11 protein-coding genes are annotated in these 13,919 nt (G+C 59.9%); 6 read left to right on the forward strand and 5 right to left on the reverse strand.

The features are described 5' to 3' along the window. Nucleotides 1–120 precede the first annotated feature (120 nt). Nucleotides 121–1,107 carry a sulfonate ABC transporter substrate-binding protein gene (locus tag CJU94_RS28605; protein ID WP_095421966.1) on the forward strand — a complete coding sequence of 329 codons (987 nt, stop codon included), beginning with the start codon at nucleotides 121–123 and terminating at the stop codon, nucleotides 1,105–1,107. A gap of 48 nt (nucleotides 1,108–1,155) precedes the next feature. On the opposite strand, the gene arsC is transcribed toward CJU94_RS28605, so the two are convergent. Continuing rightward, entirely contained in the window at nucleotides 1,156–1,515 is a 360-nt protein-coding gene (arsC, locus tag CJU94_RS28610; RefSeq protein ID WP_095421967.1) for an arsenate reductase (glutaredoxin), read from the reverse strand. A gap of 1,130 nt (nucleotides 1,516–2,645) precedes the next feature. Between arsC and parA the strand changes: the two genes are divergently transcribed. Continuing rightward, complete coding sequence (gene parA / locus CJU94_RS28615) at nucleotides 2,646–3,308, forward strand: ParA family partition ATPase (protein WP_007178644.1); 663 nt, start codon at nucleotides 2,646–2,648, stop codon at nucleotides 3,306–3,308. Nucleotides 3,309–3,333: 25 nt separating this feature from the next. Beyond that, a complete protein-coding gene (locus tag CJU94_RS28620) occupies nucleotides 3,334–4,392 on the forward strand; it encodes a ParB/RepB/Spo0J family partition protein (RefSeq protein ID WP_095421968.1) in 1,059 nt (352 codons plus the stop codon). A 57-nt stretch (nucleotides 4,393–4,449) separates the two neighbouring features. On the opposite strand, the gene CJU94_RS28625 is transcribed toward CJU94_RS28620, so the two are convergent. Next, the gene (locus CJU94_RS28625; protein WP_095421969.1) at nucleotides 4,450–5,799 is read right to left on the reverse strand and encodes a replication initiation protein; all 1,350 of its coding nucleotides are present in this window, start codon (nucleotides 5,797–5,799) and stop codon (nucleotides 4,450–4,452) included. A gap of 2,119 nt (nucleotides 5,800–7,918) precedes the next feature. On the opposite strand from CJU94_RS28625, the gene CJU94_RS28630 reads away from it, so the two are divergent. Next, nucleotides 7,919–9,124: a DNA-binding protein gene (locus tag CJU94_RS28630; RefSeq protein WP_095421970.1), complete on the forward strand. Its 1,206-nt coding sequence runs from the start codon at nucleotides 7,919–7,921 to the stop codon at nucleotides 9,122–9,124. 72 nt (nucleotides 9,125–9,196) lie between these two features. Here the strand turns inward: CJU94_RS28630 and CJU94_RS28635 are convergent, their stop codons facing one another. The 3 genes from CJU94_RS28635 to CJU94_RS28645 all read right to left on the reverse strand — a co-directional run bounded on the left by CJU94_RS28635 (nucleotide 9,197) and on the right by CJU94_RS28645 (nucleotide 11,488). Further along, nucleotides 9,197–10,279: a tyrosine-type recombinase/integrase gene (locus CJU94_RS28635; RefSeq protein ID WP_095421971.1), complete on the reverse strand. Its 1,083-nt coding sequence runs from the start codon at nucleotides 10,277–10,279 to the stop codon at nucleotides 9,197–9,199. Between the two features lie 58 nt (nucleotides 10,280–10,337). Beyond that, the gene (locus tag CJU94_RS28640; protein WP_095421972.1) at nucleotides 10,338–10,736 is read right to left on the reverse strand and encodes a DUF2471 family protein; all 399 of its coding nucleotides are present in this window, start codon (nucleotides 10,734–10,736) and stop codon (nucleotides 10,338–10,340) included. A 113-nt stretch (nucleotides 10,737–10,849) separates the two neighbouring features. Then, entirely contained in the window at nucleotides 10,850–11,488 is a 639-nt protein-coding gene (locus CJU94_RS28645; protein WP_095421973.1) for a helix-turn-helix domain-containing protein, read from the reverse strand. 148 nt (nucleotides 11,489–11,636) lie between these two features. On the opposite strand from CJU94_RS28645, the gene CJU94_RS28650 reads away from it, so the two are divergent. Both CJU94_RS28650 and tdh read left to right on the forward strand, forming a co-directional pair. Further along, complete coding sequence (locus CJU94_RS28650; protein WP_095421974.1) at nucleotides 11,637–12,836, forward strand: glycine C-acetyltransferase; 1,200 nt, start codon at nucleotides 11,637–11,639, stop codon at nucleotides 12,834–12,836. A gap of 13 nt (nucleotides 12,837–12,849) precedes the next feature. Next, a complete protein-coding gene (gene tdh / locus CJU94_RS28655; RefSeq protein ID WP_095421975.1) occupies nucleotides 12,850–13,881 on the forward strand; it encodes an L-threonine 3-dehydrogenase in 1,032 nt (343 codons plus the stop codon). Nucleotides 13,882–13,919: the final 38 nt, after the last annotated feature.

Consider the following 13,919-nt stretch of genomic DNA (forward strand, 5'->3'; position numbering starts at 1 on the left):
GAGCTTCGTTCGTTCGCGTGATTTGCTTATGCGAATTTATCGGTTCGTCCAGGCTTGCAGACGAATTATTGTCGGAGCCAATCGGTCCATTTTGCGTCCGTCTTTTTTACGAGCCTCTTTATGTCACGTCATCCGCTGCTCACGCGCCGCGCGTTTATCGCCGGTGTGGGCGCTTCGCTGGCCGCCGCCACGCTGCCCGCCGTCTCTACATCCGTTTTCGCTGCCGGTGCGCACGCCAAGGAATTTCGCATCGGCTATCAAAAGGCTGCCAATACCCTCGTATTGCTGAAGTCGCACGGCACGCTCGAAAAGCGCCTCGCGCCGCTCGGCATCACCGTCAAATGGACCGAGTTTCCCGCCGGACCTCAGCTGCTCGAAGGACTGAATGTCGGCGCCATCGACTTCGGCTATGTCGGCGAGGCGCCGCCGGTGTTCGCACAAGCCGCCGGCGCGAATTTCGTCTACGTCGCCTATGAAATTCCGACGCCGCATGCCGAAGGCATCCTGGTGCATCAGGATGCGCCGATCAAGACGCTGGCCGATCTGAAGGGCAAGAAAATCGCCTTTAACAAGGGCTCGGACGTTCATTGGTTTCTGGTCGCCGCCCTGCAGAAAAGCGGCGTGAAGTACAGCGACATTCAGCCAGTCTATCTGGCGCCCGCCGATGCCCGCGCGGCCTTCGAACGCGGCGCGATCGATGCGTGGGCGATCTGGGATCCGTTCCTCGAAGCGGCGAAGCGGCAGTCGAATGCGCGCTTACTTGCGGATGGCGAGGGTATCGTGAGCCATCACCAGTTCTTCCTCGGCGCGCGGTCGTTCGCGCAACAGAACGGCGATGTACTCGCGATCACGATGGACGAAGTCGGCAAAGAGGGCGCGTGGGTGCGGGGGCACTACAGCGAGGCCGCCGCACAGCTCGCCCCCATTCAAGGCCTCGATGCAGGCGTGATCGAAGCAGGCTTGCGGCACTACGCGCACATCTATAAGCCCGTCGACGCGAACGTGCTTGCGGAACAACAGCATATCGCCGACACGTTCAGCGAATTGCGCATCATCCCGACGAAGATCGTGACGAAAGATGCAGCGTTGCCCGCCAGCAACGTTTAGACAACTGGGTTGACGTCCAACCTCGCTTTGCTCGCTTCGTCACGCCGCTCACGCGAATAGCGCAGCGATTTCTTCGGGCGGGCGGCCGATCACGGCTCGCCCGTTTCGCACGACGATTGGCCGTTGCAGAAGAATGGGGTGCTCCGCCAATGCTTCGTATAACTGAGTGTCGGTCAGCGTGGCGTCGGAGAGGTGGAGTTCTTTGTACTCGGCTTCGGTGTCGCGGATCATGTCACGGACTGCGCAGCCAAGTTGCGTGTGGAGTTGCTGGAGCTGGGCGACCGTGAGGGGATGCTTGAGGTATTCGACGATTTCCGTTGCTTCGTTTGCGCTGTTGTAAGTGCTGGAGATCAGCTCGCAGGCTGCACGCGATTTCGAGCAACGCGGGTTGTGGTAGATCGTGATCATAAGTTGTGTGGGGCGGTGGTGACGGATAAGTCGTGGACTGCGCGTGTGCGTCGGCCTTTGTGGATCGGTTGCTATGTGAGATTTTAGCGGGTGAGTAGGGGCGGCGCCGCGGAGCTTCGGTACCCATGGACGCGGCGATCCGTGCGCGAAACTGATTTGCGGCGGCTGGTGACTTTTGTCGTGGTGGGTGACGCGTAATAGGCGCGTTGTGCCAGCGATCCAAATTGAAGATGCGAGTTTTTCTGTTCGCGTGCGTAGTGAATTTATTGGATTGGTGCGGAATGGCGCGCGGTGCGGGGCGGCGCGCCGGTGCTCTTACCGCGGGGGGGTCTATGCATCCACTCGTCCCATAGGGACGCGTGGATGCTTTAGCACTGTCCGGCGTCTGGGCTCTTAGTTTTTGCAGATTACAACGGCAGACGGACTGCGCTGGGCGCGGCGTCTGAGTGCTGAACGTGCGGCTCCGTTTTCCGCAGGGATTTTGGGTTTATGCGCATAAAGCGCCTGAACTGACGTGCTGCGTCTGACATCCATTCCTTCGCGACCCTTTTCGCAGTTCCCCACTGAGCTGAGTCTCCGTGGGTTAGGACCGGATCCGCTCTTCGCTGTCCGCCTGCCCAACGTCCAAGGTATGAAAAGCCGATTGCTGTGGCCGCGCATTGAAACGCGGATCCGACTCGCGTCGGCAAGTCACGCTCGTCAAAAATCCTGCGGCGAATTTATGCGCATAGATTCGCCAGCCAACATAAGCAGACCTACGGCCCGCTCACAATCAACGCATGTCGCATCACCACCAACGCGCGCGTTGAGCAATCACAACTATGCCGACGCAGCTCAACTCACTCGACTCCGCGCATCGTTAGCCTGCTCGCCCCGAAGCCTCTAACTGACCCGCTGACCCGACCGTCCAACGCCACAGGCAGTCCTTACCCCAAAGCAGTGACGGAAGCTCGGGTAAGCATCAAGCCGAAACCGCCCTCGCCCCAGCAACATTCGCATTGCCGCAGCGCCTCCTTTATGCGCATAAACCTATTCCGAACGGCTAATCCTTATCGCAATTACTCAAAAACGATTGAAATACAAAATCATCCAGGTAAAATCCATCTGCGTCTAAAAAGAGGAGGTGAAGATTGGCAGCAGAAATCATCGCGGTAACTCAGCAGAAGGGCGGGGTCGGGAAGAGCACTATCGCGATGCACCTGGGCGCTGCGTTTCATGAGAAGGGCAAGCGCGTCCTCGTCGTCGACGCAGACGGCCAAAACACACTGATCCACTGGGCCAGTGCATCATCAGACGGCGATACTGGTATCCCATTTCCGGTCGTCAACCTCTCCGAAGCCGGTAGCCAAATCCATCGCGAGATCAAGAAGTTCGTGGCGGACTACGACATCATCGTCGTCGACTGCCCGCCCTCGATCACCGAGAAGGTCTCCGGCGTCGTTCTGCTCGCCGCGAGTGTCGCCGTGATCCCGACATCGTCATCGCCCGCCGACTATTGGTCGAGTATCGGATTGGTGAAGCTAGTCCAGCAAGCGCAGCTCATGAATGAAGACCTGCGCGCTGTCTTCCTCCTCAATAAGACCGAAGAAAAGCGGATGTTGACGCGCGAACTAAAACGCGCGCTGGAAGAGCTTGGGTTCCCGTTGCTCAAGACACAGATCCCGACTCGCGAGGCCTATAAGCAGGCTATGGCGTTAGGACAAACGGTGCTTCAAATGAATGATCGCGGCGCCAAGCTTGCCGCTATTGAAGTACGGGCGTGCGCGAACGAGATCGCCGCCTTGCTCCCGTGAAATTTATGCGCATAAAGGACCCTGAATGAAACCCTCCCAATTCGCCAAAGGCTTTCAAGCACGTCCTGATTCGACCAGCAGCGAAAAGCGAACCGCGCTCGATCGCCTGAACGCCATCGACGGTCTGGTCAAGAATGACCCCAGGAATAGCGAAGCGGCGGGGCGCATCATCGCCCCCGTCGCCCCGCCGCAAAGTGTCATCGAAGCTGACACGGTCGACGCAGCCAACGAATCCGCGGCCTACCGCACATGGCGGATCGAGCACGGCTACCGGCCGGGTCAAGTCATCGAGCTCGCACTCAAAACGATCAAGCCGAGCCCGTTCAATCCGCGGCATTTCTATCTGAAGTCGTCGATAGCCGAACTCGCGGTCAACCTCGCAAAGCAGGGGCAGCAGCAGGCAATTCACGTCATTCCGGATTACGACAGTCCCGGCACCTACTTCGTCAGCGATGGCGGCCGGCGAGTGCGTGCCCTGAAAGAAGCGAACAAGGAATCGGTGAAGGCGATCGTCATTGATCTGCCGATCGGTATCCAGAGTTACAAGCTCGGCTACGACCTCAACGTTCAACGTGATTCGCAAACGGTATTCGACAATGCGGTGGTCTGGAGACGGTTTCTCGACGACCGCCATTTCCAGAGCCAGAAGGAACTCGCCGAACACCTCGGGCTGGACGAGTCGACCGTCGCGGTTGCTCTGTCGATTTCCAAATTGCCTGAGGTCGTCATGCATGAGATGGTGGCGCGCCCCGACCGATTCGGCTCGAACATGGCATACCAGGTAGGTCGTTACCACACGGCCCGCGGCGCCGATGCCACGCTGCGTCTGATCAACAAGATCCTGTCGGACGATCTGAGCACGCGGCAAGTCGCTGACATCGTCAAGGGCCGAGCGAGCGCTCAGGAAAGCACCAAACCCGCGGGCCGCCAACGCTACGCGCAACGCCTGGAAATCAAACTCGACGGCGTGTCGGTCGGCGATCTTAAATCGTATGGGGATGATCGAATCGAACTGCGCCTGAAGGGTCTTACGCGCGAAAAACGCGACGATATCCTTCGGCAAATTGAAAAGATGTTGAAGTAAAAACGTTTGACGGCGGTAGGGCAGGGCTATCATCGATAGCCGCGCCCCGCCCAACGGTTACGCCGCGCGCGATTGGCTCAGCGTGAAGGCAAGCAAGTCCCCATCGGTAGGCTCGCCCCAGGTCTTGCGAGCCAGCCAGTCGAAGAATGCCGTCTCGACAATCTTCGAATCGAGCCCCCGACGACGCCAGTCGTCGCGCATATGCGTGCCGAGTCCCGGCAATTCATCTTCTTCAAACGACTGCCGCGCGATCTCCCGCTCGGACTCACCTTGTTCGTCGTACAGTTCGCGCGCTTCCTTACGACGATACGCCGAATACTCGCCAAGCAAGCGGGCCTTGAGGTCGTCGGCCGGCGCGGCAATCGCGGCCTTGCCACCGCTGCCCGACGGCAACGCTTCGACGGGCGGCGCATAACCCTTCTTCAACGCGTCCTTGAACAGTGCGGGCGCACTGCGCACCGGCGGCAACGACGTGCTGCGCATGCGTTGCTCGGTCATCTGAAGCGCCGCGCGAATGCGATTTTCTTCGCTGTCGGCGTACAGCGTTTGCGCCTCTTTCAGCGGGATGCCGATCTTCACCATCCGGTCGACCAGCGTGCTATCGAACACGTTCGGATGCTCGTCGAGCGCGAGCATCGGCTGCTTGCGTTCGGTCACGCGGAACTGGATCTCGGCGACGCGACGTCCTTCGCGATGTTCGATCAATTCGACAAAGATGTTGGTGACGGCGTTGACCTCGGCGATAGCCGGGCGCAGGTAATCACGCTTGAAATACTTGTACTCTCGCTTTGCCTCATCCCCCGCTTCCGTGTCCGGTGTGCCGGAGAGGATCGGACGCCACCATTCCCACGTCTCGCGCATTGTCAGGTGGCTCGGGTTAGTCAGGTAACGCACGCAAATCTCGTAAAGCGCGAGACCCGCGCTACTGCGCAGTTGACTCTGGAACTGCAGACTCAGACGGGCGTACTGAACCGGATCGAGCAGCTTTTTCTTGATCTTCGGCGCAAACGAAAATTCCACCCAGACGCGGCGGGTGGTGGGATCTTCGAGAATTTCGGCGTCGGCAATCAGCGTGGAAATACCCCATTTCCGGCCCGGCTTCTGACTGGACGTGCCGGTGCTCCACTCGACCTGCACAGACACCATACGCCGCAAGTGTTCCTTGACGAGCGCGGTGTCATTGGAGTCAAACGCGGAGTTCGCGACGATGTCGGACAGCAAGGCCCGATACGTGTCGCCGGATTCGTCCGCTTGCTGAGCCACGGCGAGGAGCACGTTGAACAGCTTGCGGGTAAGGAGCGTGATTTTGCCGCTTTTAGGCTGAATCGCGATCGCCTCGACGGCTTTGCGCAATTCAGCCGAGCTCGGGCTGACTACATCGGTCTTCTTCGCGCGCTTCGTGGCCATGCGTCTGGTCGAGGATGGATTTGGCGAGAGCATACCGGCTGCGGTGATACCCGTCTATAGCGTACGTCTCACCGTTCGCGGTGAAGTGAGTTTACGAAGACGGACTCACCTCCAGCCACTCCCGAAAACCCTCACCTCAGCCATTTCCTGCCAGGTTCAGGTCTTCCTTGCAGGTCGCGGACTTGGCAAATTCGCGCCATTTCCGCCGAACGGACGAACGCCTGTGATTCGATCCCGAATCTTCTCACCTCAAAAATTTTCGTGAATTTCGGCCACAAGCGCGCCCGCGCGCCGGGAGCCTTCACACTCCGATCAAGTCGTCGAACAAGTTCTGAGGAGGAGTCGGCTAACCGGCAAGGAAGGTGTCCATGCCAAACCCGCGAGGTCGGCAGGCGGACTGTCGAAGCGGCGCCATCTGCCCGTCTCACGTCTAGGGTATGTCGCCCGCCCGCCGCACTGTTCCGACAGATGCCTCCGGCCGCGACACGCCCCTCACACCCCGCTACAGGCGCCCCGCTGCGCCCTTCGGCCCCGCCTGACACGCGCTCTCTGCCGTGGCCCCAGGCAGACCTGGCGCGACGCCTTGCACAAGCATCCCGCGCATTTCCGATGGCGCGCTAGGTCGAGCCGCCAGCATTGCCCTTCAGTCGTCGCTACAAGTACTACTTGCGCGAGGTTTATTGTCGGTACCAAAGCGAGCGCATGTCTCGATCAGTTTCCGCTCGATCCTCCCACCCACCCCCGAAAAAGCTCACCTTAAGGGTGGCGGAGCGCTCCGAACGACGCGGTCTCCAGACGTGCCAAGCTCCAAAACCACCCGAAAACAGTCCCGCAAAATCTCACCTTCGACACATCTGAAGGCATCCGCTCACGGCCAAGCAGGGCCCCCGAAAAACCTCACCTTCGCGGATCAAGTGAAAAATGTTCCATGATTTCAATGGCTTAAGTTTGTTTCTTTGACTGCGTCGCCGATGGGACCTCCCGTAAAACCTCACCACAACGGGCCTCTTAGTGAAGTCCGCAGCTACCGATCGCAACCAGAATGGTCCTGAAAAACCTCACCATTCCAATTCCGCGTCCATCAACCGGAAACGCGCTCGGCACCATCAGCCGGGCTTCTCAGCACCATAACAGCCGTTTTGATCCTGTATTTCCTCACCTCATCGATCGCGCGGCCCTAAAAGAACTCCCGAAAACTCTCACCTTTGCCACAGGCCGGGCATTTTTCCAGCGCAGCTCTCGCTCAAGACCCCATCTCCTGCATTCCCTCACCTTTGCGACATAGAGAGCGGCAACCTGACCACCCTCGACGACAGCGCTCAAGCGAAAACACCGTCTCGCTCCCGAAAACCCTCACCTTAAGCCCCCCGATGCACAGAAATGAGGCAAAACTGGGCTCCGCGCCCCGTAAAATCTCACCTTAGGTTCGCGTTTTCTCCTGACTTGACTCACCCATGGGGTTAGCGGCCTCAAAATAAGGCCCGAAGTGGGCTGCGGAGCGCATCCTGAAAGCGCTCACCTTAGCCGTGACCGAAGCTTGAACCGACTTTCGAGCATGGCCGGGCGATCTGCGGCGCTCAGCTCCTGCAAAACCTCACCTTTGGTTCTACCGCACTCTTGGGATGGTTCCTGAACCCGCTCACGTTCTGTCCCGGACCCGCTCACCGTGGCCCCCGAACCTCATCACTCGACATTCCCGCAAGACCTCACCACGTCTCCCGAAAAGCTTCACCTTATCGGGCTGGAACCCTTGCCAGATAAGGCTTTGCCGTGGCGTTAACGTTTTTAACATGGGTTCAAAGGTGTTTACTTTTATTACTCTCTAGAACTTCACCCCGCGTGTCCTTCGGACAAAGCTTTCCAACCAACATCGTTCTCAGCAAGGTTCGTGAAACAGTGCGCGATCGCTGGAAAACCTATAAAAACTCTTTCTTTACAAGAGCTTATTGGCTATTCTTCGTTTTGTTTCACGGAAAAGTCGAGCTGGTGGCAATCGGACTACGCACACCAGGCGGCAAAGTAGGCCTTTTCGCCGAATCCAACTCCGCCAAGACAAATACGTAGCAAACAATACGTAAATTGTTATGATCTATCCAATTCGAGCGACATCGAGGTATACATGAATCTGGATCAGGAACGGCAAACCATTCGGAACGAGCTTGAAACGCTGCGCGCCAACGGGGCACGGCGGCAAGACCTTTCGCTCCATGCCTGCAAGCGGCTCTTTTTTGATCTTGGCATTCGCCCATCCATGGCAACCGTTCGCGATCTGACCCAGACCGGCAGCGCGAGCGACATCCCAAAAGACATCGACCACTTCTGGGAGCGCATTCGAAACGTGTCGCGCCTAAAAGTGGGGGCCGGCGCGATCCCCAAAGCGTTGGAAGATCGTGCCGGTGAGCTATTGGGCGCACTTTTCGAAGAAGCGGTCTCCCATGCGCGCGCCACGCTCGACGACGAACGCGAAGAAATGCGGGTGCAAATGGCCATCGCCGACCAGCGCGCACGAGAAGCCGAAATTCGCCAGCAAGCATCGGAAGACGCGATCAAGCGCAGCGAACTGCGAGCGGAGGCCGGCTGGGAACGCGTTCGGGCGCTGGAAGCCGAGCTTTCGAGCGCGACCACACACGGTAATGCTCATCAGGAAGGCTTACAGGCAACGGTGCGCCGGCTCGATCAAGAAAACGAAGCGCTTCGTCAACGTCTCGACACTGAATTCGCGACCAATGCGACGCTACGGGACCGGATCGACGCCTTGCACGTCGAATTGCGCCAAAGTACCGAACACTATGCGCAACAGATCAAGGATGCAGTTGCCGAGGCCGAGCGGCGCGTCAAGCCAATGCTGGTCGAGCTCGACTCCTTACGCAGCATGGCGGCGACTTATCAGTCCGGACTGCGCGACGCCAGCCGCAAAGAATTCGAGTTCATTCAGCAGATCGCCACGGCCAAGGCACGCGGCGACCGGTTGGAAGCCCAACTGCGTGAGCAATCCGACGAAGTGGATGCGCTGACGAAAGAGGTCGCCGTCCTGCGTGGCCGGCAAGGTATCGATCCGGCAGTCGCCGGCCTGCTCTGCTCGCTGGTCGAAGCCGGCCGGCTGACGGACGATGAGTTGAGGGCGATCGGCACCGCGGCGGATGGTCATGTCCCTCTACCGTTGCGCTGCCCCAAATGTGAAGAAGGTGAGCCCGAACTGTCGCAGGTAAATCACCGCTTCGAACTGCAATGTCCTGAGTGCGATCACTCGTCGGGTCTCGGCGAATCAAGGCTGGAGGCGGTTCGCCGGTTCCAGTCGAGCGGCTCGGTGACGGCGCCGGCATGACGAAGTGACGCAGTGCAATAGCGGATAAAGCGACAAAGGTGAGGAAATTCGGGACTCGAAAGGTGAGGAGTTTCAGGACTCGCCAGCTCCCCTTTTCCTCGTCGAACGCCCGTCGCGCCTAGGTGCGGCCAACGGCGGTACAGCCGGATCCGGAACGTCGGCGGCCGGGGAATCCTGCTGATCCATCCAGTTTTGCCACGCGCGATACAGGCGGTTCGCCGACACCGCCTGCACAAATCCCAACCATTGCCCGACCAGTTCCGCCTCGACCCCGCTCTCGAACAGATCCGCTGCGAACGTGTTGCGCAACGTCTGCGGACTGGCCCGCGACGCCCGCGACGCGGCAATTCCGGCCCCGTCGATCAAGGCGTCGACCGCGCGCAGCATGGTGGCCTTATGCATCGGACGTCCAGAGGGAGACGCGGGAAAAACCAGATTGCCGGCCAGTTCCGAAAGACGTCTTTCCGCGAGCCACGCATCGAGAATGGCTGCGGCGAAGGGCGCGAGCCGTGTGCGCCGCGTGAGCATTGGATTCGGCGACTCGATTGTCACCCAGGGCGAGCCGCCATTCACGCAACTAACCGGAAGCGCAGCGGCTTCGCCGGTTTTCAGTCCGCCCCCGAGGAACACCGCAATCAATGCACGGTCGCGCCGCTCACGCCAGCGCTGCGCCTTGGACAAACTCGGCAATGGTGAAAATAGATGGGCAATCAACGCGGTTCGTTCGGGGTGGCTGAGAAAGCCGGTGGGCTCGTTATCGCGTGCGTTGCGCCACGCTGCTTCTCCATCCTGAGCAATAAAGCGCGCAGGATTTGTCGAAGCGGATTCGATTTCGCGCACATGGTCGAGTACGCGTTCGATCAGCCGCAAATACCGCACGCGCTGCGTTTTTCGGACCTCAAGTCCGGCGACGAATTCAGCGATCGTGTGAGCATCCACGGTGACCAGACTCTTCTGGCGTATGCCCAGCCAATCGAGAAAAAGCCCCCATTGCGCCTGATAGACTTCAGCGGAAGAACGTCGGAAATGCTGCTTGGCAAGCCACGCGTCGAAGGCAATTTGCGGGTCGCGACGCCAGTCGTCACGTTGTTGATCAAAGAGATCCGTGGACGGCGTGGGTCGCGGGACAGGGTCGTTCAGATGAGGAGGTGACATGCGCCAATTTTCCGTTAGTTGCACCCATTTTAGGCGGCAACTCATAGAAACGCAGCCTTCAGTCGCCCCATGCGCGTGCGCGCTTGAGGGGAGCGTTCTGGGACGACGGTTTGGCAGCGCGGCGTGCCGCCTCTTCGTACGCGCTGACTGCGAACGCGAACACCGCGGGTAGCGCGGTGGAGGTGCCGAAGTCCACCGCCTCATCCGTTTCCGGATAGGGCAGATCGGATGGCCGTTGAAACAGCCCCAGCATGAGTGCGTCGTGCCGGCTGGCAAACCCGAGGTCCGCGAGCGCCTCGGCCTCAATCGCATGCAGCAAACGCCAGGTGAGCGGCACCTCCTGCACGATGTAGCGCGCAGCGATATTGCGCACGATGCGTTCGAGATCACGCGCTGCAGTTTGATAGCGCAGCGCGGCCAGAGCGTGGTCGGTCGAGTCGGTTATCAGGTTGTTCATGATCGGCTCCAGTCGATACCCTGTACTGTACAAATATACAGTGTTCGGCGCAACCTCGTCCGCTGTTCCGATTCCGCCAACTACTAGCTACGGTGCGCCCGACTACGCGGCGCTCAGCCGTGTATGACCACGAGCAGCGCCTTCGCTTCGCCCTTGCCGGCGTTGCGGATTGCATGCGGCTCGTCGGCGACATAGCGCGCGGTGTCCGCCGCCTTGAGCCGTTTCGTCGTGCCGGCCGCCTCGATCTCGATCGATCCCTGCAACACGGTCAGGTGCTCGCGCGTGCCGGGCTCGTGCGCGTTCGAGGCCAACGCTCCGCCCGGCTGCAGCGTCAATTCATACCACTCGAACTTGCCGGCCAGCTCGATGGGCCCCCACACGCGCAACTGGTACTTGGCGTCGTGCCCGCTCAACGTGGGAATCTCGTGCGGACCAGAGACGGCGATCGCTTCCGGGGCCTTTTGCGGCGCGAACAGCGAATCGAGACTGACGCCGAGTGCGTTGGTCAACCGCCAGGCGACCGCAATGGTCGGATTGGCCTTGTCGCGTTCGATCTCCGAGAGCATCGATTTCGACACGCCGGCTGCGCGCGACAGGTCGTCGAGCGTCATGCGCCGTTCAGCGCGCAAACGCTGAATCTGTTCGCCGACGCGCGGCGGCGCCGCGATTGCGGAGACCGCGGCTGCGCCTGAGCCGGGTGCCGCGTTGACCGCGGCCCGGCGGATACCCGAACTTGCCATTTCCTGACCCATCGTTTAGAGTTGTTCGACATACCGGATTTTAGTTCGAAAAAACGAAAATATCCGATAAAACTGACAGCCGACTATAACAGGCCGCTCCGTCGTCGCATATGCCGAACACGCTGACACGGGCGCTTTCACCCATTCAGGAGTCTGGTTCATGCGTGACCTTTACCTTGCCCATTTGCGCGACACCCTCGAGCAGATTCGCGCTGACGGCTTTTACAAGAACGAACGCGTGATCGCCAGCCCGCAATCGGCTGACATTCGTCTTGCCAACGGCACGGCCGTGCTCAACTTTTGCGCGAACAACTACCTGGGCCTCGCCGACGACGCCCGGTTGATCGAGGCCGCCAAGCAAGGTCTGGATAGCGACGGCTTCGGCATGGCGTCGGTACGCTTCATTTGCGGCACGCAGACCGTGCACAAAGAGCTGGAAAAAGCGCTCGCCGCGTTTTTGCAAACCGACGACTGCATCCTCTACTCCAGTTGCTTCGACGCAAACGGCGGCCTGTTCGAAACACTGCTCGACGAAAACGACGCGATCATCAGCGACGAACTGAATCACGCGAGCATCATCGACGGTGTGCGGCTTTCGAAGGCGAAACGCTTTCGCTACAAGAACAACGATCTCGCCGATCTCGAAGCAAAGCTGATCGAAGCAGACGCTGCCGGTGCGCGCTTCAAACTGATTGCCACGGACGGCGTGTTCTCCATGGACGGCATCATCGCCGACCTCGCCGGCATCTGCGATCTGGCCGACCGTTACGGCGCGCTCGTGATGGTCGACGACTCGCATGCGGTGGGTTTTGTCGGCGACCATGGACGCGGCACGCCGGAACATTGCGGCGTGCTGTCGCGCGTCGACATCATCACCGGCACGCTGGGCAAAGCATTGGGCGGCGCATCGGGCGGCTACGTGGCCGCGCGCAAGGAGATCGTGGAGTTGCTCCGGCAGCGCTCACGTCCCTATCTGTTTTCGAACACGCTGACGCCGAGCATTGCCGCGGCATCGCTAAAGGTGCTCGAACTGCTGGCCAGCGAGGAAGGTGCCCAGCTGCGCGCGCGCGTGCGAGAAAACGGCGCTCACTTCCGCGGCAAGATGAGCGCGCTCGGCTTCACACTCGTGCCCGGCGAACACCCGATCATTCCGGTCATGCTCGGCGACGCGCAACTGGCTTCGAAAATGGCCGATGCGCTCCTGAAGGAAGGGGTCTATGTGATCGGCTTCTCGTTCCCGGTGGTGCCGAAAGGGCGCGCGCGCATTCGCACACAAATGAGCGCCGCACATACGCGCGAGCAGATCGACCGGGCGGTGGATGCATTCGCGCGCGTCGGCCGTGAACTCGGCGTGATCTGATACGGAGGCGCACATGAAAGCATTGGCAAAACTCGAACGCGCTCCCGGGCTCACGCTTACGGACGTCAAGAAACCCGAAGTCGGCCACAACGACGTGATGATCCGGATCACGCGCACCGCGATCTGCGGCACCGACATTCATATCTGGAAGTGGGACGACTGGGCGCAGAAAACGATTCCCGTGCCGATGCATGTCGGCCACGAATACGTGGGTGAAATCGTCGAGATGGGCCAGGAAGTACGCGGCTTTGCGATCGGCGATCGCGTGTCGGGCGAAGGACATATCACGTGCGGCTTCTGTCGCAACTGTCGGGCCGGCCGCAGGCATTTGTGCCGCAATACGGTGGGCGTCGGCGTGAATCGTGAAGGCGCGTTCGCCGAGTATCTGGTGATTCCGGCCTTCAACGCGTTCAAGATTCCGCCCGAGATTTCCGACGACCTCGCCGCGATTTTCGATCCGTTCGGCAACGCCACGCATACCGCGCTGTCGTTCAATCTGGTCGGCGAGGACGTGTTGATTACCGGCGCCGGACCCATCGGCATCATGGCCGTGGCGATCGCCAGACATGTCGGCGCGCGCAATGTCGTGATTACCGACGTCAACGACTATCGCCTCGAACTCGCGCGCAAGATGGGCGCGACGCGTGCGGTCAACGTCTCGCGCGAATCATTACGCGACGTGATGGCGGACCTGCACATGACGGAAGGTTTCGACGTCGGGCTGGAAATGTCCGGTGTGCCGAGCGCATTCACCGGCATGCTCGAAGCGATGAACCACGGCGGCAAGATCGCGCTGCTCGGCATTCCGCCCGCGCAGACCGCAATCGACTGGACTCAGGTGATCTTTAAAGGCCTCGAAATCAAGGGTATTTATGGGCGCGAGATGTTCGAGACCTGGTACAAGATGGTCGCGATGCTGCAAAGCGGCCTGGATCTCTCGCCGATTCTCACGCACCATTTCAAGGTCGACGATTATCGCGAAGCGTTTGCCACGATGCTCTCAGGCGAGAGTGGCAAGGTGATTCTCGACTGGACCGCCGCGTGACGCGTGAGCTAGCACGCCGACGCGCGCTTGCGCGCGTC

The sequence above is a fragment of the Paraburkholderia aromaticivorans genome, assembly GCF_002278075.1.
GTDB lineage: Bacteria > Pseudomonadota > Gammaproteobacteria > Burkholderiales > Burkholderiaceae > Paraburkholderia > Paraburkholderia aromaticivorans.